Origin of the sequence: Massilia sp. W12 (assembly GCF_037300705.1) — a bacterium.
Taxonomy (GTDB): Bacteria; Pseudomonadota; Gammaproteobacteria; order Burkholderiales; family Burkholderiaceae_D; genus JACPVY01.
This window is the reverse complement of the sequence record NZ_CP147776.1, coordinates 5,253,887-5,276,363: the sequence shown is the minus strand read 5'-3', so window position 1 is coordinate 5,276,363 and position 22,477 is coordinate 5,253,887. Positions and strand designations below refer to the sequence as shown.

The 22,477-nt window shown below is 57.4% G+C and carries 19 protein-coding genes; 16 read left to right on the top strand and 3 right to left on the bottom strand.

Features of this window, described 5'->3' with window-relative positions; translation table 11 throughout:
• Positions 1-13 precede the first annotated feature (13 nt).
• On the bottom strand, positions 14-1,177 hold the full coding sequence (gene metK, locus V8J88_RS21705; protein ID WP_338846360.1) for a methionine adenosyltransferase: 1,164 nt from the start codon (positions 1,175-1,177) through the stop codon (positions 14-16).
• A 259-nt stretch (positions 1,178-1,436) separates the two neighbouring features.
• Here metK and V8J88_RS21700 point away from each other — a divergent pair, with 259 nt between their 5' ends.
• From V8J88_RS21700 to dapF, 3 genes are all read left to right on the top strand, one after another.
• Positions 1,437-2,279 (top strand): lysophospholipid acyltransferase family protein, encoded by an 843-nt coding sequence (locus V8J88_RS21700; protein ID WP_338846359.1) that lies wholly within the window; start codon positions 1,437-1,439, stop codon positions 2,277-2,279.
• Complete coding sequence (locus tag V8J88_RS21695) at positions 2,276-3,163, top strand: lipid A biosynthesis acyltransferase (protein WP_338846358.1); 888 nt, start codon at positions 2,276-2,278, stop codon at positions 3,161-3,163. Before V8J88_RS21700 ends, V8J88_RS21695 begins: the two co-directional genes overlap by 4 nt.
• 119 nt (positions 3,164-3,282) lie before the next feature.
• Entirely contained in the window at positions 3,283-4,134 is an 852-nt protein-coding gene (dapF, locus tag V8J88_RS21690) for a diaminopimelate epimerase (RefSeq protein ID WP_338846357.1), read from the top strand.
• Here dapF and V8J88_RS21685 read toward each other — a convergent pair.
• A complete protein-coding gene (locus V8J88_RS21685) occupies positions 4,131-5,663 on the bottom strand; it encodes a hypothetical protein (protein WP_338846356.1) in 1,533 nt (510 codons plus the stop codon). The two genes, dapF and V8J88_RS21685, sit on opposite strands and share 4 nt — an antisense overlap.
• Before the next feature lie 501 nt (positions 5,664-6,164).
• On the opposite strand from V8J88_RS21685, the gene V8J88_RS21680 reads away from it, so the two are divergent.
• The 12 genes from V8J88_RS21680 (at position 6,165) to V8J88_RS21625 (ending at position 17,872) form a co-directional block, all read left to right on the top strand.
• Positions 6,165-7,139, top strand: coding sequence for a porin (locus tag V8J88_RS21680; protein WP_338846355.1), 975 nt, complete (start codon positions 6,165-6,167; stop codon positions 7,137-7,139).
• Between the two features lie 251 nt (positions 7,140-7,390).
• On the top strand, positions 7,391-8,671 hold the full coding sequence (locus V8J88_RS21675; protein WP_338846354.1) for a porin: 1,281 nt from the start codon (positions 7,391-7,393) through the stop codon (positions 8,669-8,671).
• Between the two features lie 145 nt (positions 8,672-8,816).
• Positions 8,817-9,494 (top strand): DUF484 family protein, encoded by a 678-nt coding sequence (locus V8J88_RS21670; protein ID WP_338849955.1) that lies wholly within the window; start codon positions 8,817-8,819, stop codon positions 9,492-9,494.
• Positions 9,495-9,498: 4 nt separating this feature from the next.
• On the top strand, positions 9,499-10,455 hold the full coding sequence (locus V8J88_RS21665; RefSeq protein ID WP_338846353.1) for a tyrosine recombinase XerC: 957 nt from the start codon (positions 9,499-9,501) through the stop codon (positions 10,453-10,455).
• A gap of 1 nt (position 10,456) precedes the next feature.
• Entirely contained in the window at positions 10,457-11,545 is a 1,089-nt protein-coding gene (locus V8J88_RS21660) for a GTP-binding protein (RefSeq protein ID WP_338846352.1), read from the top strand.
• A 304-nt stretch (positions 11,546-11,849) separates the two neighbouring features.
• Positions 11,850-12,254, top strand: coding sequence for an RNA polymerase-binding protein DksA (gene dksA / locus V8J88_RS21655; RefSeq protein WP_338849954.1), 405 nt, complete (start codon positions 11,850-11,852; stop codon positions 12,252-12,254).
• Between the two features lie 167 nt (positions 12,255-12,421).
• Positions 12,422-13,816, top strand: a complete 1,395-nt coding sequence (locus tag V8J88_RS21650) for an STAS domain-containing protein (protein ID WP_338849953.1) — start codon at positions 12,422-12,424, stop codon at positions 13,814-13,816.
• Between the two features lie 163 nt (positions 13,817-13,979).
• Positions 13,980-14,516, top strand: coding sequence for an ATP-dependent protease subunit HslV (hslV, locus tag V8J88_RS21645; protein WP_338846351.1), 537 nt, complete (start codon positions 13,980-13,982; stop codon positions 14,514-14,516).
• A gap of 10 nt (positions 14,517-14,526) precedes the next feature.
• Positions 14,527-15,861, top strand: a complete 1,335-nt coding sequence (gene hslU / locus V8J88_RS21640; RefSeq protein ID WP_338846350.1) for an ATP-dependent protease ATPase subunit HslU — start codon at positions 14,527-14,529, stop codon at positions 15,859-15,861.
• A gap of 92 nt (positions 15,862-15,953) precedes the next feature.
• Complete coding sequence (locus tag V8J88_RS21635) at positions 15,954-17,009, top strand: hypothetical protein (RefSeq protein WP_338846349.1); 1,056 nt, start codon at positions 15,954-15,956, stop codon at positions 17,007-17,009.
• A 157-nt stretch (positions 17,010-17,166) separates the two neighbouring features.
• The gene (locus V8J88_RS21630; protein WP_338846348.1) at positions 17,167-17,634 is read left to right on the top strand and encodes a hypothetical protein; all 468 of its coding nucleotides are present in this window, start codon (positions 17,167-17,169) and stop codon (positions 17,632-17,634) included.
• Position 17,635: 1 nt separating this feature from the next.
• A complete protein-coding gene (locus V8J88_RS21625) occupies positions 17,636-17,872 on the top strand; it encodes a hypothetical protein (RefSeq protein ID WP_338846347.1) in 237 nt (78 codons plus the stop codon).
• Positions 17,873-17,993: 121 nt separating this feature from the next.
• On the opposite strand, the gene V8J88_RS21620 is transcribed toward V8J88_RS21625, so the two are convergent.
• Positions 17,994-20,249, bottom strand: a complete 2,256-nt coding sequence (locus V8J88_RS21620; RefSeq protein WP_338846346.1) for an NHL repeat-containing protein — start codon at positions 20,247-20,249, stop codon at positions 17,994-17,996.
• Between the two features lie 264 nt (positions 20,250-20,513).
• Here V8J88_RS21620 and V8J88_RS21615 point away from each other — a divergent pair, with 264 nt between their 5' ends.
• Complete coding sequence (locus tag V8J88_RS21615) at positions 20,514-22,472, top strand: ATP-dependent helicase (protein WP_338846345.1); 1,959 nt, start codon at positions 20,514-20,516, stop codon at positions 22,470-22,472.
• Positions 22,473-22,477 lie beyond the last annotated feature (5 nt).

Here is a 22,477-nt window from a genome sequence, read left to right as displayed (position 1 = left end):
ACATTTGCAAGGATTACAGACCGGCGGCGGCGCGCAGGGCGGCAGCCTTGTCGGTGCGCTCCCAGCTGAATTCCGGCTCATCGCGGCCAAAATGGCCGTAGGCGGCGGACTTGCTGTAAATCGGGCGCAGCAGATCCAGCATTTGCACGATGCCCTTCGGACGCAGGTCAAAGTGCTCGGCCACCAATTGCGCAATCTGGTCGTCCGAAATTTTGCCCGTGCCTTCGGTGTAAATCGTGATATTGATCGGCTTGGCCACGCCAATTGCATAGCTGACCTGAATCTGGCACTGACGCGCCAAACCGGCCGCCACCACGTTTTTCGCCACATAACGTGCGGCATACGCGGCGGAGCGGTCAACCTTGGTCGGATCTTTGCCGGAGAAGGCGCCGCCACCGTGCGGGCAAGCGCCGCCATAGGTGTCAACGATGATCTTGCGGCCAGTCAGACCGCAATCGCCTTGCGGGCCGCCAATCACGAAACGGCCAGTCGGGTTCACCAGGTAACGGGTGTTGTTCAGCCAGCCAGCCGGCAATACCGGTTTAATGATTTCCTCAATCACGGCTTCTTCGATTTGCTTGTGCTGGATGTCCGGCGCATGCTGGGTCGAGAGCACCACGGTGTCCACGCCGATCGGCTGACCATCGCGATAACGCAAGGTGACCTGGGATTTGGCGTCCGGGCGCAGCCACGGCAGACGGCCATTTTTACGCAGTTGGGATTGGCGCTCCACCAGACGGTGGGCATAGTAAATTGCGGCGGGCATCAGTTCCGGCGTTTCATCGCAGGCATAACCGAACATCAAGCCCTGATCGCCGGCGCCCTGATCCAGATCGAGGCCGCGGCCTTCGTCCACGCCTTGTGCAATATCGGGAGATTGCTTGTCGTAGCACACCATCACGGCGCAACCTTTGTAGTCGATGCCGAATTCGGTGTTGTCGTAGCCGATGCGCTTGATGGTGTCGCGCGCCACATGAATGTAGTCAATATTGGCATGGGTGGTGATTTCACCCGCCAGCACCACCAGACCGGTGTTGCAGAGAGTTTCAGCGGCGACGCGCGCGCGCGGGTCCTGCGCCAGAATCGCATCCAGAATTGCGTCGGAAATCTGATCGGCGACTTTATCCGGATGGCCTTCAGATACGGATTCGGAGGTAAACAAAAACTCGTTGGACATCAAAAAACTCCTGTTTGCTGCTGGTTTTTTACATGTCGCGGCAAGCAGGGGGTGCCTGGGCGCGACGCTTTAGCGATATTTCTTGGGTCAAAACGTAAGTCCGTCCGCTGCATCGCTTGCCAATGCAGCGTTGTGCGAAGGGATGTTCTGTATTTCCCAAACCGCCTCGCAAGTTGTCTGTTAACTCGGCGGCTCAAGTCGTGCTATTTTACGCATCTTGAAAATTTTTTGTGGATTTGACGTACAAATCACCTTCCCGATGCTGGTTTCATTGTTCCGCCTGCTTGCTTTTCTTCCCCTCCCTGTACTGCATGCGCTGGGTTGGCTGCTGGGCTGGCTGGTGTATTTGTGCGCCGGCGGCTACCGGCGCCGCATGCGCGCCAATATGGCGAAAGCCGGCGTCAGTCATGCTTTGCGCCAGGCGGTCGGCGAAGCCGGCAAAGGCGTATTTGAACTGCCTTTTGTCTGGTGCGCTTCGCCTGCGCGGGTGCGGCGCGCCTGCCGGGTGGAAAACTGGGAATTGGCGCAAGCGCATCTGGATGCCGGCCACGGCATTTTGTTTTTAACGCCACATCTGGGTTGCTTTGAATTGACGGCGCAAGCCATCGCCGAACATGTGCGCTTAACTGTGATGTACCGCCCGCCGCGCAAAGCGGCGCTCAAACCGCTGGTCGAAGGCGCGCGCGCGCGCGCCAATCTGGAATTGGCCCCCGCCACCATGGCCGGCGTACGCATCCTGGCCAAAGCTTTGAAAAACGGCCAGCCGATTGGCCTGCTGCCAGATCAAACGCCGCGTCTGGGTGAAGGCGTTTGGGCGGATTTCTTCGGCCAGCCGGCCTACAGCATGACCTTGCCGGCCAAGCTGCAAAAAATGTCAAAAGCGGTGATCTTGCTGACCTGGGCCGAGCGCTTGCCATACGGGCGTGGTTTTGTGATCCGCTTTTCTCCTTTTGAAACCGGATTGACAGGCGACGCCAAAGCGCAGGCGCGCCAAATCAATGCCGCGATGGAAGAATTGATTTTGCGTTGCCCGGCCCAGTATGTGTGGAGCTATAACCGCTACAAAATCCCGCCCGGGGTGGATGCGCCGGAGGCGTCATGAGAATCCTGCTGGGTTTGATGTGGTTGCTGCATTTTCTCCCGCTGCCAGTGCTGGGGCGCTTCGGCGATGCCATCGGCAGTCTTCTGTTTTTGCTGTTGAAAAAACGCCGTCACATCACCCTCACCAATCTGCGCCTGTGCCGGCCAGAATTAAGCGAAGCTGAGCGCATTCGCCTGGCGCGCGCGCATTTTCAGGCGTATTCGCGCAGCGTCTGGGAACGCGGCATTTTGTGGTGGGGCAGCGAGGCGCGCTTACGTCGTCTGATCCAGATTGAACCGCAAGTGCCCTTGGCGGCGATCCAATCAAGGCCGACCATTTTATTGTGTCCGCATTTTGTCTGTCTGGACGTGGCCGGGGTGGCGGTGATGTTGGAAAGCAGTCTGTGCTCAATCTATACGCAACAGAAAAACAAGGTGTTCGACGCCGCCTTGCGCCGTGGCCGCTCGCGCTTCCGGCCGGTGGAATTGTTTTCACGCGACGCCGGCGTGAAGCCGATTTTGCGCGCTATGCAAAAAGGCTTGCCCTACTTCATGTTGCCGGATATGGATTTCGGCATCAAAGATGCCTGCTTCACCCCGTTTTTCGGCATCCCGGCCGCCACCCTGACCGCGCCGGCGCGTCTGGCCGGGGCCAGCGGCGCGCAAGTGATTCCTGTGGTGGCCAGTTTTTTACCGGGCTATCGCGGCTACCGGGTGGAATTTTTCCCGCCATGGGAAAATTATCCAGGCCAGGATATCGCCGCCGCCACGCGCCATATGAATCAATTTATCGAGCAGCAGGCGCTGCAATTTCCGGCAGAATATTTCTGGAGTCACAAACGTTTTAAAACCCGGCCCCCAGGCGAAGCCGATTTCTATCGGGGCACAGCAAACAAGGATGCTTAATCCCGCATGCGCCGCCTGCCAGGCATACTTCGCAAAGCTTGCTTGGCGCCATCATCACGTCCCGCCGGGAAACCGGTAAACTGCCTACTCTCACCTGTTCAACTAAGGAATTCAGGATCATGAAACTCAGGTTCAGCAAAATGCACGGCGCCGGCAATGATTTTGTGGTGCTGGATGCAACCCGCAGCGAAGTGCCGTTGGACGCCGCCTGGATGCGCCGGCTGGCTGACCGCCGTTTCGGCGTCGGTGCGGATCAAATCCTGGTGGTGCAGGCGGCAGACCGTCCTGAAATTGACTTCCGCTACCGGATTTTCAATGCCGACGGCGGCGAAGTCGAGCAATGCGGCAATGGCGCACGCGCATTTGTCAAATTTGTCCATGGCAAGGGACTGACAGACAAAACCAGCATCCGGGTGCAGACCATGAAAGGCGTGATTGAGCCGCGCCTGTTGCCGGATGGCATGATCGAAGTCGATATGGGGCCGCCGCGTCTGGCGCCGCAGGACATCCCGTTTGACAGCGCAGACCTGTCACCCCGGCAAGAAGCGCAGGCGCAGTTATGGCGCTTGCCTGAATATGGCTGCGAACTCGGGCTGGTGTCGATGGGCAATCCGCATGCGGTGTTGTTGACGCCTGATGTGGAGGCCGCGCCAGTGACACAACTTGGGCCGCAAATCGAGCATCATGCGCGCTTTCCGCAGCGTGTGAATCTGGGGTTTATGCAGATACTGTCCCGTCAGCAGATCGCCTTACGGGTTTGGGAGCGTGGCGCCGGTGAAACTCTGGCGTGCGGCACGGGCGCCTGCGCCGCCGTGGTCAGCGGGATTTTGCGCGGCTTGCTCGATCCGCAAGTGCGGGTGCAGGCGCGGGGCGGGCTATTGCAAGTACGCTGGCAAGGGCCGGGGCAGCCCGTCTTCCTGGGCGGGCCGGCGGAATTCGTGTTTGAAGGCGAAATCGATTTCGCGCTTTAAGCCGCTTCGCTTTCTTCTTCCGCCAGCTGCGGCAAACTGGTTTTCAGACGGTATAAACGCTGGCGGTAATTTCCTTCCGGGCCGGATGCGCTGCAATCGACGTCATCAAACAAGCGCCCCAAACGATCCAGCAATTGGCGCGGCGCGCCATTATCCACCAGCAATAATTGACGTTTGCTGCGCCCGTACACCGCGCGGATATCCACTACCAGGCAATGGCCGCAATCAGCCTGCTTGGGATCAAGCAAAAGACATTCGGCGCGCGTCAGACCGAACATCGCGGCCAATTCGATGCGCGCCGCCAGAAACGGCTGACTCAAGGTCAATTCGCGGGTGAGCAGACGCAAGGCCCGCTGCGCCCAGGCATTCGGTGTGCGCGGCGGCGCAATTTTGGCCAGCAAGGCGGCGGATTCCTGCTCGCCCTGCGCGGCGGCGCGGCTGAGCCAATACAAGGCGCGCACATCGTTTTCCTCTTTTTCGCGTCGATTGCGCCAAGCGTTGGCGCCAGCTTCGGCCTGCGCCAATATATGTCCCAGTTCGGCAGCGCGCTCCAGATGAATTTGCGCATCCGCCACACTGCGTTGGGAAAATTCAGGTTTCAGATAAATGCGGGACAGAGCAAACCAGGCTTCCGCCAAACCTTGCTCACCGGCATGGGTCAGCCAGCGGATGGCTTTTTTGAAATTGGCGGAACCGAGCGCGCCAGGCTGACGGATGCCATATTGATCCATCCGCGCATGCCACAAACCGAGCTGCCATTGGGCCTGGCAATTACCGTGCAAAGCCGCCAGTTCGCAAAACCGCACCATATCTTCGGGATCTCGTTTGACCTGCGCCAGCGCTTGCGCGCAACGCACCAGCACATTCACCTGTTCATCCTGTAATGGCAGGGTATTGCCATGCGGCAGATCAGCATGCGCCTGCTGCCAGCTTTGACACGCCTGAGTCAAATCACGCGCAATCGGTTGCGCCCAGGCCAGCCAGCCTTCCCAATTACGCTTATTCCAGGCGCTTTCCGCCACCACTCTTTGCGCCTCAGTCACGCCGCCCTGCGCCGCCTGCGCCACCCAATGTTGATTGGCGCCGGCTTTGGGCTGTCCCGGCGCGTCAGCGCTTTGCTTGGCCAACAGCCATTGCGCCTCCGGCAGGCCGGCTTGCGCCGCTTGCAGCAAGACATTGCGCGCCTCATGTTGCAGCGCCGGTGTGGCGCTTTTGTGCTGCAACACCAGGCGCGCAAACACCAGGCCGGCCTGCATCACGCCGGCGGCAAAGGCTTGCTGATACCAGGGCCAGATCTGCTCCACATCCTCACTCTGTCGTGCGACATCGAAAGGAATCGCGCGCCCGATCTCCAGCACCGCCTCGTGCGAACCCGCGCGCGCAGCCCGGTCGAACCAATAGAGGGCCGTGCCGACGCTCTGCGGCAAGCCATGCGCACCATGTAAGTACAACTTCGCCAGGGCAAGCTGGGCCGCGACTTCGCCAGCCCGGGCCTGCCTGATAATTGCCAATTGTTCACGATTCGCCATATCGCACACTTAGTGTTTTTGCTCTAAAACCGCCAAAGTATGAGCGCAGAAACGCTTTTTTTTTGGAAATCTACAACAAAAATCGCCAACAGTCTCATTAATCCAACACTTTTCACTGGAACATGGCGCATAATTCAGTTCCCGGCAGCAACATTGTTCGGCCTGGAGCAGCCGAGACCGGGTTGGCGTAAGCGCCATGACGCTCTAGCAACGAAGATTTTGGGAAGCCTTGTCAGGCTTGCGCTTTTGCAGCACAGCGGTGTTGCCTGTGACCTGCACCCCATGAGGGACGGAGCGCGAACCAAAAGACGGCCCCGATGGACAAATGCGTCAGAAAAATACAACAGCGTGACCCTGTTTTTACGCTTTCGACCAAGACAAGCATGGCCAATGAGCCAAATAAGCCTGTCACCAGGCTTGGACAGATAAGGTACTGGACATCCGCTTGTTAAAGGCTTTTTAAGCTGGTAACTGATTTCACTTTCAGCAAAGGAAAAAGAAATGAAAAAAACTCTGATCGCCCTGGCAGTGCTCGGCGCAGCTGGCGTGGCTCACGCCCAATCGAACGTCACGATCTATGGCCAAATGGACGCCATGATCACCAAGAAAACCGGCTCCACCACCTCTATGGTTGCTGGCGACAACAACAAACTGGGCTTCAAAGGCGTTGAAGATCTGGGCGGCGGCCTGAAGGCTCTGTTCCACGCTGAAATGCGTTTTGATCCGGACACCGGCACCACTGAAGCCGGCGGCGCACGTCCGCTGTTCCAAGGTCAATCCCGCGTTGGCCTGCAAGGCGACTTCGGTATGATCCGTCTGGGTCGTGGCCTGACCGCTGTGCAAGAATCCGGCGCCGGTTTTGAAGCATGGGGCGAAGCTCGCACCCGCGCTGCAATGACCTCCTACGTTGTGGCCAACTACAACAGCGATCCGCTGCACGCTGGCAGCTCGACCAACCGCTGGTCCAACGGTCTGTGGTACAACAGCCCGAACATGAGCGGCTTCCAACTGAATGTCACCCTGGGCACCAAAGAAGCTCAAGGCACTGGCACTCCGAAGGCTAATCCGTACTCTGTTTCCGCTACCTACAACCAAGGTCCGGTGGCAGTGATGGCCGGCTACGAGCGCAATCCGGTGGAAACCAAGTTCTGGATCCTGGGCGGCTCCGTGCAAGCCACTCCGGAACTGAAATTGCAAGCTACCTACGCTCAGCAAGATCAAGGTTCCACCAAGGCTGTGAATCCGAAGACCAAGGGCTGGCAAATCGGCGCCAACTACAACGTTGGCACCGGCCAAATCCTGGCTGCTTACGGTCAAATCAAACCGGACGGCGTGGAATCCACCAAGCGTTTCGCTCTGGGTTACGAGCACAACCTGTCCAAGCGCACTTTCCTGTATGTTGACGCATACAATGAAAAAGCACCGGTGGTTGGCACTGTCAACTCCTTCGACGTGGGTATCAACCACCGCTTCTGATCCTGGCGACAGGATGGCGTTGCGCGCATGAAAATGCGCGCAAGCGAAGTCAAAAAACGCAGCAGGGAAACCCGCTGCGTTTTTTTTCATTTGCAGCAATATGTATCCAATATGCAACTAAATGTGTCGATTTATCGCCCTTTTCGACGCATTTTCTGTACAAGCGCACAGCCTGAATGGCATAGTAGAACCAGTACGCGCACCCCGGAGTGTGCACCTGTCATTCGCAAACCTCCCCCAAGAGAACAAACATGAAAATGAAAACTGTCACTGCGCTGATCGCCGCTTGCTGCGCCAGCACCGCATTTGCACAATCGAGTGTCACCATGTATGGTCTGGCTGACGCCGGCTTCAATATCAGCAGCCTGGGCGGCAACGATCCCAAGGTCAAAATTGCATCCGGCATCGCCGAAGGCTCGCGTCTCGGCTTTAAAGGCGTGGAAGATATTGGCGGCGGCTACAAAGCCATCTTCACCCTTGAAGCACGCGTGGAGCTGGACACCGGCAATAACTCCGTCGGCAATCTGAGCACCAACACCGGCTATGGTCTGACCCGTGGCATGGAAGCGCTGCCGGCGGCAGTGTTGAATGGCGTGCGCACGGCACTGAATCCGGCCGTGGTGGTTAACTCCAACCGCGCACTGTTTGACCGCACCTCGATGGTTGGCCTGATCACCCCGGTTGGCGCGATTTTGATGGGCCGTCAATACACGCCGGCCTACGAAGTGTTCGCCGCAGCCGATACCTTTGAAGTCGGCACCGCCGGCTCCTGGGGTTGGGTGAATGGCGGCATCGGCGGTCTGCTGACCACCGGTTCTGCGATCCGCTCTGACAAATCGATCCAATACCGTATCGCTGATCCGAAGAGCGGTTTTGGCGCGGCTGTGATGTATGGCCTGGACAAATCCGGCTACATCGGCCTGGACAAGCGTTTCTGGTCTTTCAACGTCACCTACAAAGCAAATGGCTGGGACGTTGGCATCGGTCACAACTACGGCACAGACCAAGTTGGCAATCGCGGTCTGGTCACCACCACCCTGGGCGGTTCGTATAAAACCGGCGACTGGAAATTGTTCGCTGGCTATCAGCGCATGAAGAATGAAAATTCGGTCTTGATTCCGGTCTTTATCGGCCAATGGGATGCAACGATTGCGCCGAGCTTAGCCCCGCTGGGCGCCGCCACTGCAGGCGCGCTGCGTAATGTGTTCGTGACCAATCTGAAGAAAAACTTCTATCTGGATTCCGACAGCTACTCCCTCGGCTTCCACTATCACATTGGCGCGGGCCGCATCATGGCTTCCTATTCGCACCAAAACGACAAGAGCTCGTATGATGCCGACACCACGCTGTACGCAGTCGGTTACGATCACTTCCTGTCCAAGCGCACTGATCTGTACGCCGTATTCGGCTATCAGAAGAACCGCAATCTGGGCCAATATGCGCCTGGTATCGCGGCGACAGCCGGCGGCTTCACCGGCGCGCCGGGCGAATCGGCCAAAGTGTTGCAATTGGGTATGCGCCACAAATTCTGATCAGAATTTCACAGCGGCAACAAAGGGCGTCTGCGGACGCCCTTTTTTTCTGCGCATGCGCGTCGCGCCGCGCTTTTGGCTGGTACACTTTTCCAGTTTTGCCGGCCAGGCGCCGGCTTTCCCCTTTGTTTGAGTGTACGAGATGATGACTGTCGATCTGGATTCCGCAAGCGTTGCCGATTACCTGGCGCACCACCCCGAATTTTTCCAAGAACACAGCGAATTGCTGGCGCGAGTGCAGCTCACCAGTCCGCTTACCGGACGTGCGGTTTCCCTATCGGAACGGCAAATGGAAGTCATGCGCGGCAAATATAAGGCGCTGGAATTGAAACTGGGTGAATTAGTCCGCCTGGCGCAGGAAAATGACGGCATCGTGCAAAAATTCCACATTTGGACTCAGGCCCTGTTGCAAGCGCGCAATGATGTCGATCTGCCGCACATCCTGATCGAAGGTTTGCGCAGCATCTACGGCGTGCCCTGGGCCACCTTGCGCCTGTGGCGCGTGGCCCCGGAATATTGCCACACCTGGTTTGTGCAAGATGTCTCGGAAGACGCCAAAATTTTCGCCAACAGCCTGGCCGCGCCATACTGCGGGGAAAATCACGATTTTGAAGCTGTGCGCTGGCTTGAAGAAGCGCCGCAAGTGCGCTCCACCGCAATCCTGCCCTTGCGCGCCGGCAAGGTGTTTGAATCGCCGGAAAGTTTCGGCCTGCTGATTTTAGGCTCACCCGACCCGCAACGTTTTTCCGCCGATATGGCGACTGATTTTCTGGTGCGTATCAGCGAAACTGCCGGTTCTGCGCTGACCTGCCTGATTGAATGAGGCCATGGATCCGCATCTGGCTGCCTATCTCGAATATTTGCGCAGCCAGCGCAAACTGGCCGCGCTGACCCTCAAACATTACGAACGCGATCTGGCCTTATTGCTGCAAGCCAAAGGCGACCTGGACTGGAGCGCGCTGCAGGAACATCATTTACGCAAAGCGGCGGCGCAAATGCATGCGCGGGGCTTGAATCCGCGCTCGATTGCCCGCACCTTGTCGGCCTGGCGCGGTTGCCTGCGCTGGCTGGCGCAACAAGGGGTGTGCGCTGCGGCGCCCGCTTTGCGTGCGCCCAAAGCCGCCAAAAATCTGCCCAAAGCGCTGCCGGTGGATCAAACCGGCTGGCTGCTGGAGCAAGAGGGCAAGCCTGACGATCCCTTGCGCGCAGCCTGTGATCGCGCCATGTTTGAGTTGTTATATTCGAGCGGTTTGCGCGCCTCTGAGTTGTGCGGCCTGGACTGGCAGCCGGCGCAGGGCGCAGCGGATGCGCCGCAATACCGCTCGGCAGGATGGATTGATATGGACGAACACATGGCGCATGTCACCGGCAAAGGCAATAAAATGCGCGCCGCGCCGTTTGGCGGCAAAGCGTTGCAAGCCTTGCAAGCATGGCTCACGCTGCGCCCGCAACTGGCGCGGCAAGACAACAGCCGGGATGCGCATGCCTTGTTTTTGAATCAGCGCGGCAAACGCATATCGGTGCGCGTGCTGGAATGGCGCATTGCGCAATTCGGCGCCCGCGCCGGGCTGGACAGCCATTTGCACCCGCATATGCTGCGCCACTCCTTCGCCAGCCATATGCTGCAATCTTCCGGCGATTTGCGCGCAGTGCAGGAAATGCTCGGCCACGCCAGCATCGCCTCGACGCAAGTGTATACCGCACTCGATTTTCAACATTTGGCGCGGGTTTATGATGCCGCGCATCCGCGCGCCAAACGCAAAACCAATGAACAGGAAGGATGATATGGCTTTGATACCCAGCACGATCTTGACCGGCTTTCTCGGCGCCGGCAAAACCACCCTGCTCAACCGCATCTTGCAAGAACCGCACGGCCATCGGATTGCGGTGATTGAAAATGAATTCGGGCAGGAAGGGATTGACAATGAAATCCTGGTCAACAGCAATGAACAGATCGTCGAGATGAATAATGGCTGCGTATGCTGCACCGTGCGCGGCGACCTGATTGCCGCGCTCAGCAAATTGGCCAAAGAAAGGGCGGAAGGCCGCCTGCAATTCGATCATGTGGTGATTGAAACCACCGGCCTGGCCAATCCCGGCCCGGTGGCGCAAACTTTTTTCATTGATGAGGAAGTCGGCGCGCATTATCTGCTGGATGCCGTGATCACCGTGGTGGATGCGCGCCACGCCATGCAGCAGCTGGATCAGCATGAAGAAGCGCAGCGCCAAGTGGGATTTGCCGACCGCATCATGCTTTCCAAAACCGATTTGGTGAGTGAGGAAGAAATCCAGGCCCTGACCCGGCGGCTGGTGCATATCAACCCGCGTGCGCCCATCGCACGCGCCCATTTCGGTCAGATTCCGATTGACCAGGTATTTGATTTGAAGGGCTTCAATCTGAACGCCAAACTGGAAATCGATCCTGATTTTCTGGCGCAGGACGGGCATGCGCATGATCATGATGACGCCTGTCATGATGAACATTGCACACATGAACACCATCACCATGGGCACGGCCATGAGCATGATCATGAGCACTGTGATCATGCGCATGACCATCACCATGCGCACCACAGCGATGACATCGCCGCCTTCGTCTTCCGCGCGCAGCGTCCCTTCGATGTAAAACGGCTGGATGAATTTCTGGGGCAGGTGGTGCAAGTGTATGGCCCGCACATGCTGCGTTATAAAGGCGTGCTGTGGATGGAAGGCAGTCCGCGCAAGGTGGTGTTTCAGGGCGTGCACCAATTAATGGGCAGCGATCTTGGCGCGCCATGGGGCGAAACAGAGGAAAAAAGCAGCAAAATGGTGTTTATCGGCAAGAATCTGCCGAAAGACACGATTATTACTGGCCTTGAGCAGTGTTTGGTATAAACTGTCCGGGTTTTTTTCCGGCAATGCCAAACTTCTGGCGTTTGCCGCACGAATGCAGTAAAAACAAAACAAGCGCCGTGCTTCCAATGAAGCCGGCGCGGGGTGGCCCGTCAGTACGGCGCTGCGGAAACGGAGGGCGCAAGCGCCGCGTTTCCGGTTGTTCCCTGAGCATGCGCCGCACAGCGGGGGGAACAGGCGGGCTGAGTTTGAACCTGTGCAGGAGTCTGCTTGCGGATTCCCTGAAGTAGTGAAAGTAAGCGAAGTGAGCACCAAGACCAATACCCCGACGGGCAATGAGCCGCCGCTGTTGACGGAAGAGCAAATCCGCGCAATGAGCGATGACGACTATATGAACGAAGCGCAACTGGCGTTTTTTAAAAACCGCCTGCAGATGCTTGAAAAAGAACTGCTGCGCAACGCGGATGAAACGACTGAGCATTTGCGTGAAACGGTGCTGGTGCCTGACCCGGCTGACCGGGCCACGATTGAGGAAGAACATGCGCTGGAATTGCGCACCCGCGATCGCGAACGCAAATTGCTGAAAAAAGTTCAACAATCGCTGGCCGCGATTGAAGCCAACGATTACGGCTATTGCGAAGAGACCGGCGAGCCGATCGGGATTCCGCGTTTGATCGCGCGTCCCACCGCCACGCTTTCTCTGGAAGCGCAGCAAAGACGTGAGCTGAAACAAAAGCTGTACGGCGACTGAAACACAGGGTGCGCCGGATCAGGCTTTATCCGGCGCCGGATGCGACGTACAATAGGCATTCCTGCCAGCGCAGCGTGCCTGAAACCTGTTTGTTTTGCAGCAGGGTGAAGGCAAGCGCCCTGCATGGTGTGGTGATCTTTGATTCAGGCTAAGCAACCGGGTTGACTGTGGGACTTTTCTCGCTTTTCAAAAAGAAGGACAGCCAGAAGACGGCAACGCCTTCCGACAAGGACGCCGCGCAGCGCAAGCGGCGCGAGGAAGATCGTCGCCTGTCGGCGCCCACAGAAAGCCGGCAACACAATACCCAGATGCAGCGCGAGATCGCGCGCGCCACTGCGCTCAAGATCGACGCGATTGAATCGGAGATGACCTCCGACATCTTCGACAGCCAGCCGGCGTGGCAGGCCAAGCGCCCGCCCAAGCCCGAAGACACCCAGCGCATTGAAATTTCCGATGGCCGCAATACCCTCGAAGTCGAATTTGAAGACACCCTGCCGCTGATCAATTCCTCCAGCACGGATTTCCTGCTCGAAGCCCGGCAAGGCATCGCGGTGGCCGGCGATACGCCGCCGCTGATGGAGGAAGTCGCGATTTTGTACGCCAGCGAGCAATTGGCCCTGGTTGAACAAATGTTGCAAGGCGCTTTGCATGACGACAGCCTGGGATCGGGTTTGCGCTCAGCCTGGTGGATGTTGTTCGATTTATATCAAATCACCGGGCGCATGGAAGATTTTGAAAATCTTTCGATTGACTACGCCAGCCGTTTTGAAACCTCGCCCCCGCCCTGGGTGGCCGACCTCTACCATACCAAGCCCAGCGCCAGCAGCAGCAATTTCAGCGGTCTGATGCCCACCGTGGCCTTTGCCGGCACGCTGGATGGCAGCATCACCAAGCAACTCGACAAAGTGCAAAGTCTGGCGGAAAAGAAACAAGTGTTCCGTCTGGAATTCGCCCGCGTGGCGAATGTCACGCCGGAAGGTTGCGGCCTGTTGCTGAAAGCGCTGAAAACCCTGGGCAAATCGGAACATGATTTGATCATGGTGGGCGCGGCAGAGCTGGCGGAAAAAATCCAATCGATTATCAAAATCGGGCGGCGCGATGAAACCGAGGCGCCCTGGCTGCTGTTGCTGGAAATCCTGCAACTGTTAGACCGCGAAAAAGATTTTGAAGAGATCAGCATGGATTATTGCGTGACCTTTGAAGTCTCGCCGCCGGCCTTTGAGCCGCCCAAGAAAATCAAAGTCACCACCGCGGCGGAAGAAAAAGTCCACCCCGACATTTCGCCCGACCGTTTCATGATGCCGCCGGTAATCTCCGGTTCGCTGGAAAAATTGCTGGCCGATATTCAAGCCTATGCCGCCGAATACAATCCGGTGCTGCTCGATTGCTCGCGCCTGACGCGGGTCGAATTCAGCGCCGCCGGGGAATTGATGGGCGGCCTGGCGCCCCTGGCCGGAAAAGGGCGGCTGATTGAGTTTCAAGGTGTCAACCATCTGGTGGCGGCATTGTTCCAGGTGATCGGCATCACCAACATCGCCAAAGTTTTCCCGCATAAATATTAAACTTCTGGCGCTGTTTTTTGCAGGCCGGCGCGCTTGAAAACAAGCGCAGCATCCCCATTTGCCGGCTATTGTGCCCGTCGTCCGTTGTCGCCAAGCAGCAACACAGCGTCACGCCGGCATTCACCGCATTTACGGGCGGCAGCCCCTCATTCAGCAGGCAAACATGGAACAATTTCACGGCACCACAATTCTTTCTGTGCGGCGCGGCAATCAAGTCGCGCTGGGCGGCGATGGTCAAGTCACGCTTGGCAATATCGTCATGAAAGGCACTGCGCGCAAAGTGCGCAAATTGCATCACGGCAAGGTCTTGGTCGGCTTCGCCGGCGGCACTGCCGATGCTTTCACCCTGCTCGATCTGTTTGAAGCCAAACTTGATAAACATCAGGGCAATTTAATGCGCTCGGCGATTGAGCTGGCCAAAGATTGGCGCACCGACCGCATGTTGCGCCGCCTGGAAGCCATGTTGCTGGTGGCCGATCGCGACAGCACTCTGATCATCACCGGCAATGGCGATGTGCTGGAGCCGGAACAAGGCGTCGGCGCGATCGGCTCCGGCGGCAGTTATGCGCAGGCGGCGGCGATGGCGTTGCAGCAAAATACCGATCTGCCGCCGGCGGAAGTGGTGCAAAAAGCATTGCGCATTGCCGGCGATATGTGCATCTACACCAATCAATCATTGATTATCGAAACTCTGGAGTGAGACTGGCGCCATGGATATGACACCTGCAGAAATCGTGTCCGAACTGGATAAACATGTGGTCGGGCAAGCCCAAGCCAAGCGCGCCGTCGCGATTGCGCTGCGCAACCGCTGGCGCCGGCAGCAAGTGGATGAACCGCTGCGCCACGAAATCACCCCGAAAAACATCCTGATGATAGGGCCGACCGGGGTTGGCAAAACCGAAATCGCGCGCCGCCTGGCCAAACTGGCGGACGCCCCTTTCATCAAAGTGGAAGCCACCAAATTCACCGAAGTCGGCTATGTCGGGCGCGATGTGGACACAATCATCCGCGATCTGATCGACATCGGCGTGAAGCAAACCCGCAGCGCCGAACTCAAGCGCGTGCAAATGCGCGCGGAAGATGCGGCAGAAGACCGCGTGCTCGATATCCTGGCGCCGATGCCGCGCGACTTCGGCTTTCACAGCAGCGAAGAAAAATCGGGTGAAGAAAGCGCCACCCGCCAGACTTTCCGCAAACGTCTGCGCGAAGGCTTGTTGGATGACAAGGAAATCGAAATCGAAGTCGCCGAACCTGCCGCACAAATGGAAATCATGGCCCCGCCCGGCATGGAAGAAATGACTGAGCAGATCAAGAGCATGTTTTCCGGGCTGGGCAGTGGCCGCAAAAAAGCGCGCAAGATGAAAATCCGCGACGCCATGAAGCTGCTGGTGGAAGAAGAAGCCGCCAAGCTGATCAATGAAGACGACTTGAAACAGCGCGCGATTCACAATGTAGAACAAAACGGCATCGTGTTTTTGGATGAAATCGACAAAATCGCCAGCCGCAGCGAAGTCGGCGGCGCGGATGTTTCGCGCGCCGGGGTGCAGCGCGATTTGCTGCCCTTAGTCGAAGGCGCGACCGTCAACACCAAGTACGGCATGATCAAAACCGATCATATTTTATTCATCGCTTCCGGCGCCTTCCATCTGGCCAAGCCGTCCGATCTGATCCCGGAATTACAAGGCCGTTTCCCGATCCGGGTGGAATTGGAATCGCTCTCCTCTGCCGATTTTGAGCGCATTCTGACCAGCACCGACGCCTGCCTGACCAAGCAATATCAAGCGCTGTTAGCGACAGAGGGCGTGCAACTCGAATTCCGCGAAGATGGCATCAAGCGCCTGGCGGAAATCGCGTTTGCGGTGAATGAACGCACCGAGAATATCGGCGCGCGCCGTTTGTACACGGTCATGGAAAAGCTGCTGGAAGAAATTTCTTACTCCGCCGCTGACGCCAAAGACCAGCTGCTGGCGATTGACGCCGCTTATGTTGACCAGCGTTTGCAAGCGCTCTCGGTCAACGAAGACATGTCACGTTACGTACTGTGACAGATCAGCGCGCAGCCTCAGGCTGCGCGCTTCCACACCCGCTCCATATTGATGCGCCATTCTCCGGGCGCGATGATCACGCCAGACTTGCCATGACTCACTCCAACCCACAGCTTCCTGCAGCCGCCGAGCTGCCCGAACCGGCCCCCGCTGAGATGGCGGAGATGCTTTCCCTGCTGCAAGAGTCACAGCAAAGCTGGAATGCCGCCCGCATTGCCGAGCGCGAAGCGCAGGCCGAAGCCGAACTTGCCGCGCCGGAAATGGATGAGATGATGGCCTTGCTGCAGGAATCGCAGCAGACCTGGAATGCGGCGCGCGTCGCTGAGCGCGAAGCGCAGGCCGAAGCCGAACTTGCCGCGCCGGAGATGGATGAGATGATGGCCTTGCTGCAGGAATCGCAACAGACCTGGAATGCGGCGCGCGTCGCTGAGCGTGAAGAGGAAGCCGCAGCCGAACTTGCCGCGCCGGAGATGGATGAGATGATGGCCTTGCTGCAGGAATCGCAGCAGACCTGGAATGCGAAGCGCGTCGCTGAGCGGGATGCCGGCTTGCCGCCGGCGCCGCTGGCCAGCACTGTGCAACTGGATACGGATTTACTTGCGCTTGCGCGCAACGGCGGCGAAGCTGCGATTGCATTGTGGCAATATTGCGTGCGCGCGGTCAATCCGGACGCTCTCTTCATCCTGCTGCTGGAAGAATACCGTTTGCGCCCAACCCACGAAGCCTTGTTAGCGCTGTTTGACTGTTTTTGTGCGCCACAAGCGCAAGCACGCATTTCCGCTGCTGCGCACATCTCGCAAAACAGCCTGTTCTTGCAGCAAATCAGCCAATTGCGCGAAGAATGGCGCATCTGGCAGGATTTTCAACAGCTGCGCCGGCAACATCCTGAACAGGAATTGACGCCGCCGCGCCGCAGCCAGCCATACCGCTCTGTGTTTGACGGCTTGCAAAAGCAGTTGCTGGAACAGGAAAGCAGCGGCTGGCGCCTGGCCTGCCGCAGCTATGACCCGGCGCAAAGCCCTAACCGCAACCTGCCCGGCGGCGATATGACGCCGCAACAAAGGCTGTTCGTCAGCCGCATCTGGCAGCCGCTGTTGCGGCCCAGACTGGTGGCGGCGGGTTTTTGGAAGTTGGCGACGGTGGAGTGAAATCAATGATTACGACAACCTAAAACACAATTCCTCTCGTGTTTTATTTGCCGAAACACATTTCTAATCCCTCGGCCCTTCAACTGACATAGGGGAGATAGGCCTAAGCATTGTTTGTGCTGTCACATCATAGCGAGAGCTTTTAACCAAGGAGGATATGGTGGCGTTAACTGAATTAGATCTTTATCGCTCTATAAGAGTTGAGCAGTTTCCGATGGGACCAATCATTGAGTCTCAGCCTGCGCCTGAGATTTTATACCCCGACTTTGAAGAAAAAGAGCTTCCAAATGGCTCTTTTCGTAAGCCTGATACTCAGCCATTTGTCGGAGATGATGGAGAGTTGTGGGTCCAAAGTGGAAAAGGAACTTCTTTATTTGATAAACCTGGGGTATTTAAGACAAAAGGTTGGCTCAGCTTCACAATCCCCAAAGGTACTCAGGCCCCTGATTCACTGATTCTTCGTTTTACCGGCTATAACGAAAGATTCAAAGCTGATCACTATCAGATAGAGCCGAAAGCCCGCCTGATGCGCTTGGATGCATACAAGGGAGCATTAGATAATTTGGCCCGGGCGGCGCTCGCAAGAGCCGTTGAACTGGCAAAAAACAGTGAAAGTGGAATGTAAAATGTTCTCAGTAGATATCATTAATATGATGCTTATCATCACCGCCATTGATGACAAAATACACTTGCTGGAACAGCAGTTAGAACACGGTGATGAAGATGATCCTATGCTCCCTTGGATCGAAGAAGAGTTATTCCGATACTCAACATTGGCATCCGAGTTACGACTGGCTTATCTACAAGAGCGCGAGAAAAATCCAGTTCTGCAAGACTACGCAACACTCATCAAGTCTGCGTAAAACAAGCTAGGCCCTTGATGCGACTTTACCTCATGACCTTCTTTACCGTCCTTGCCAAAGCCTCAGGCTCGACCCGCCAACATATGCCGGGCCGTATTTGCCATGATGACACGAGATCAACTCAATACCTGAACACCTGCACCACGTTATACGTCGAATCAGCGATATACACCTCGCCGTCGCGCGCGCACATGAAGTAAGGCATCCATACGCCGCCATCCTGCAAATGCAGCTTGAACAGCGATATCCCGCCCATGAATTCCAAGGTTTTTTCACGGATGCGGAACAGCTTCAGGGCGCGATTGACCAAATCATTCAAAATCAAAAATTCCTCATCAATCGCCAGACTGGTCGGCAGCATGAAATGGTCGCCATCCGGCTGCCCCTCCTGCCAATAGCCCTCACGCCCATAACTCCACAGCGAATTGCCCTGCATATCAAAGACGCAAATCCGGTTATTGAATTGATCAGTGACAAACAGTCGGCGCGCGCCATCCAGCGCCACATCGACCGGGGTGAACACGCGTTGCGGCCCTTTGTGCTCAGCTTGCCAGACAAAGTTTTTGATGAACACCACTTGCCCGGTTTGCAGCAATTGCCATTTGGCGATGCGGTCGTTTAAAGAGTCGGCGATGAAAATCTGGCCATCATCGCTCACCGCCATCCCTTGCGGCCCGCGCATGCAACCATCGGCCTGACCATAGATGCCAAACGGCAGGCCGTAATTGATCCAGCTGCCGGAAGGCGTCAGCTGATACATCGAAACCATGCCGAAATCAAAATTCGCTGTCAGCAAAATCGGGGTGCCGGGACAGATTTGCCCCAACAAAGGCTGTTGCGGGTAATGCAGCGTGAGCGAGATATTGCCCGCTGCGAAGGGGCCGAATTGAATCGGCTCGCGCACCGGCTGAAAACCGTCTTTTTCTTCCAGATAGGCGCGCAGCGCCCAATTGCCCGCGTCCAGATTCAAGCGCAGGCTGCGCGCCTGCTGCTTTTGGCCCAGGCTGAGCCAATAATCCATCCAGATCCCGGCGCTGGCGGCGTACAGGCTGGTGCTGACCGCCGCCCAGGCCAGATACGCCCACTCCCAGGGATTGTATTTAAACCAGGGCGGCAACTCTTGCAGGGTTTGCCACTCCTGCGCCGGATTGCCCAGCACGGTCGGTTTCAACAGCCGTTGCGGTTTAAATTCCTCGACCGCGCTGACCACATTGAATTGCGGATCGGTATGCGCGTCACCCGGCTGATTGCGGCGCGCGCCAAGTGCGCCCAGCAAACTCATTTGCGCCATTTTTCCCTTCATCTGCGGGATGCGCAATTTCAGCAAACGCGAAGTGAAGGGTTCCGTGACATAGTAGATATCCGGCGCCTCGCCGCCGCAAATCACATACGGATTGAGCAGCATATTATTTTCTTCAAAGTAATATACCGGGTCGGTCGGTGAATTCAGCGTGATATTGCCATGGTTCCAGACCCGCTTGACGCCGCATAAATGGGTCAGCAAACGGCCATCCAGGTCATACACCGAAATTGTGTTCAGGGTTTGATCGGGCACGAACACATATTCGCCAACCACGCTGACATCGCGCATGATATTCATCGTCCCCATGCCGCGCGGCTGGCCGAAGCGGTGTTGCACCACCGGTCTTTCGGCATGGATGCAATAATCCGCATCCACTTTGGCGTTGGCGTCGCACTTCAAAATCTCATAACTGCCGGTATTGGCCAGATACAGATTGCCGCGATGATCCGAACTCAAGCCCTGCGGCCAGTACAAATCATGGCGCGTGCCATCCGGATTGATCATGGTGCGGAATTCATTCACATACTCGCCCGCCTCGGTGAAGCGCACGCAGCGGTTGCGGCGCGGATCAGCCGGGGTATGGAAAAATTCATCATTCACATGCACAAAATACTTGCCCTTGGCGTCGCGCACCACGGTAATCCCATTCGGATCTTGCAAGGGCAGGCCGCCATTTGACAGCACATTGCCGAATACATGCGAAAAGCTGATCTGTTTGGCGTCATATTCCATCACCACCACGCGCGAATTGCCCATATCGGTGATGTACATCAGATTTTTCACCGGATGGCGGCAGACATGGAAGGGCATGCGGAAATGCACGCCGCCGCCGCCTTTGGCCCCGGCCTGCGGGAAATTCAGCACGCGCAGGATCTGGCCTAATTGCTGATCCAGCACCAGCACGCGGTCGTTGCCGGTATCGCACACCCAGACCCGGCCTGCGCTATCGAGCGCACAGCCGACCAGGGAATTAAAAGTGAAATCTTGCGGGATAGGGCCGGGGCGGTCCGGCGCTTCCTGCGCGGTCTGTCCATACAAGCCTACGTGGGTGAAAACAGTCTGCTGGCTCATCATGCTTCCTTTGAATGGGTGCAACACGACGCAGATGCATGCCCGGCTGGGCGGGGGAAGGCCAGTATCCCACAAAGCTGACGGCGGGAAAAGGGTGTGCTTGACTGGAGGCCAATGTGTCAGCCGGCTTGTGCGCTTTGGATTGATTTTTCCATAGCGCAGGCATGGTTTGGCGCAACAGAGCGGGCGGATGTTGCGATACGAAGTGTGATGGCGTCTGGCTGTGCGATGATAGCGGCTTTGTTTATCCCGGCGTCAGCTTGAACCATGCAAACCCCGAAATTCCGTCCGCGCGGCATTACGCCCACCGCTGAACAAAGCGCGATTCAATGCGCAACCCAGCGCGAAATCCTGATTCAAGCCAATGCAGGCGCGGCCAAAACCACCACGCTGGCGTTGCGCATCGCCGAATCGCTGGTGCGCGGCGTGCCGGCGCAGTCGATTTTAGCCCTCACCATGACCGAGGCCGCGCGCGATGTGATGCAACAGCGCTTGATCAAACTCGGCGTGCCTGCTGCGCGCGTGCGCGAAATACGCATCGCCACCTTTGAACAACTGGCGCATCAGATTTTGCAAAACCTGGAAGGCAGCGAATGCCCTGTGTTGCCGCAGGAAGAGGATTTGCAGGCGTATGCCGTGCGCGCGCTGGAGCAAGTCTGCGACAGCGTGCATCACCCGGATCTGGATGCCAATTTCACCAATCTGGCGGTGCATCAGTTTTTGCGTCTGCAGGAAAACCTGAAAGCGCGTTTGGCCCTGCCCATGCTCGACCGCGAAGGTTATAGCGCGGAAGAATGCGCCTATGCTTTGAACATTCCGCTTACCGGCTATCACTGGTATCTGGAGTATGAGGCCCTGCGCGGGGCGGAGGACTGGCCGGAATTTCGCGGCCCCGGCGACGCCAGCTTTGATCTGGCCTGCCGCTTGCTGCAACAGCCCGATGTCCAAGTCCAGCTGCCGCAATGGCAAATGGTGCTATGCGATGAAATGCACGATTTGAACGAAGCCTGTTGCCGCATCCTGCTGGCGCTGGTGGCGCGCGGGAATGCGTTTTTTTGCGGCGCCGGCGACCGCGATCAGGTGATTTATGGCTGGCGCGGTGCGGATCACAGCTTTATGCAGGAACGTTTGCGCCAGGCCTGGCCGCGCATCAAAGAATATCCGCTCACAGCCTGCTTCCGTTACGGCGACACGCTGGCGCAGGCGGTGTCCCATTTCAAACGCAAAGCCAATACCTCCATGCTGGGCGACAGCACCGCGATTCATCTGCGCAGCTACGCAACGGCGCAAGATGCAGGGGTGCAATGCGTGCAAGCGTTGCGCGCCTGGCTGCAGGCGGAAGGGGAGGCCGAGGAAGTCGCGATTTTGTTGCGCGAGCCGGGGCAATCCGTGTTTTTGGAAGCCGCACTGGCGCTGCATGGCCATGCCTGGCGCGTGGACGGCATGGAATCCTTCCTGCTGCGTCTGGAAGTGTTGGCCATGCGCGGCATGCTGGCGGCGGGTTTGCGCAATCTGGATACGGTCAAGCTGAAAAGTTCGCGTGAAGCGATTGTGGACGCCTTGCTGACCTATGCTGAAGTGCAATACGGGCCGGAGGAGTATCAGGAGTGGAAAAAATCCTGGCATACCCTGATCAATCAGCCGCAGGCGCTGGACTGGTTTTTTGAAGGCGTGTTGTTGCGCCAAAACGGCCCGTCAGCGCAAGCTATGCGCCAAGCCTGGGACTATTTGCGCAGCCTGGCCCCGGATACGCCGGCGGCGCAAGTGTTGCAGCATGTATACCAGCTGCTGCAGCCGCAGCAAGTGGCGCGCCGTTTGTATCTGGAGCGGGCGCAGGCCGACAGCGTCGCCGCCACGCTCGACAGCTTGCAAGCGCTGGCCGCCTGGCGGCAGCAGGATGTGCATGCGTTTTGCGCCTGGCTGGGCGAAACAGAATGGCAGCTGGCGCAAAAAAAAGAACGCCACACCTTGACCCTGGCCACCGTGGACGCCATCAAAGGCAAGGAATATCCCTGTGTGATTCTGCCTTTTTTGGCGCAACACGTTTTTCCGCGCAAAGGCGAGGCGGCCTGGGAAGAGGAAAACCGTTTTTATGTCGCGATCACGCGCGCGCAGCAGGAATTATGGCTGCTGACGCCGGCGGAAGCGGCGCAGCAAAGTCCCTATTTGGCGCGGCTGCAGTTGCCGGCGCAAGCTATAATCAGTCGGGCGAAGGATGCGCTTTGATGATG

Excerpts from the sequence above, each read along its gene's own strand:
- V8J88_RS21625 (WP_338846347.1), top strand. The coding sequence starts at position 17,636 with ATGTTCTCAGTAGATATCATTAATATGATGCTTATCATCACCGCCATT.
- V8J88_RS21665 (WP_338846353.1), top strand. The coding sequence starts at position 9,499 with ATGGATCCGCATCTGGCTGCCTATCTCGAATATTTGCGCAGCCAGCGC.
- hslU (WP_338846350.1), top strand. The coding sequence starts at position 14,527 with ATGGATATGACACCTGCAGAAATCGTGTCCGAACTGGATAAACATGTG.
- V8J88_RS21685 (WP_338846356.1), bottom strand. The coding sequence starts at position 5,663 with ATGGCGAATCGTGAACAATTGGCAATTATCAGGCAGGCCCGGGCTGGC.
- V8J88_RS21620 (WP_338846346.1), bottom strand. The coding sequence starts at position 20,249 with ATGATGAGCCAGCAGACTGTTTTCACCCACGTAGGCTTGTATGGACAG.
- V8J88_RS21670 (WP_338849955.1), top strand. The coding sequence starts at position 8,817 with ATGACTGTCGATCTGGATTCCGCAAGCGTTGCCGATTACCTGGCGCAC.
- V8J88_RS21630 (WP_338846348.1), top strand. The coding sequence starts at position 17,167 with ATGGTGGCGTTAACTGAATTAGATCTTTATCGCTCTATAAGAGTTGAG.
- V8J88_RS21635 (WP_338846349.1), top strand. The coding sequence starts at position 15,954 with ATGACTCACTCCAACCCACAGCTTCCTGCAGCCGCCGAGCTGCCCGAA.
- V8J88_RS21660 (WP_338846352.1), top strand. The coding sequence starts at position 10,457 with ATGGCTTTGATACCCAGCACGATCTTGACCGGCTTTCTCGGCGCCGGC.
- hslV (WP_338846351.1), top strand. The coding sequence starts at position 13,980 with ATGGAACAATTTCACGGCACCACAATTCTTTCTGTGCGGCGCGGCAAT.
- V8J88_RS21615 (WP_338846345.1), top strand. The coding sequence starts at position 20,514 with ATGCAAACCCCGAAATTCCGTCCGCGCGGCATTACGCCCACCGCTGAA.
- dapF (WP_338846357.1), top strand. The coding sequence starts at position 3,283 with ATGAAACTCAGGTTCAGCAAAATGCACGGCGCCGGCAATGATTTTGTG.
- metK (WP_338846360.1), bottom strand. The coding sequence starts at position 1,177 with ATGTCCAACGAGTTTTTGTTTACCTCCGAATCCGTATCTGAAGGCCAT.
- V8J88_RS21675 (WP_338846354.1), top strand. The coding sequence starts at position 7,391 with ATGAAAATGAAAACTGTCACTGCGCTGATCGCCGCTTGCTGCGCCAGC.
- V8J88_RS21695 (WP_338846358.1), top strand. The coding sequence starts at position 2,276 with ATGAGAATCCTGCTGGGTTTGATGTGGTTGCTGCATTTTCTCCCGCTG.
- V8J88_RS21700 (WP_338846359.1), top strand. The coding sequence starts at position 1,437 with ATGCTGGTTTCATTGTTCCGCCTGCTTGCTTTTCTTCCCCTCCCTGTA.
- V8J88_RS21680 (WP_338846355.1), top strand. The coding sequence starts at position 6,165 with ATGAAAAAAACTCTGATCGCCCTGGCAGTGCTCGGCGCAGCTGGCGTG.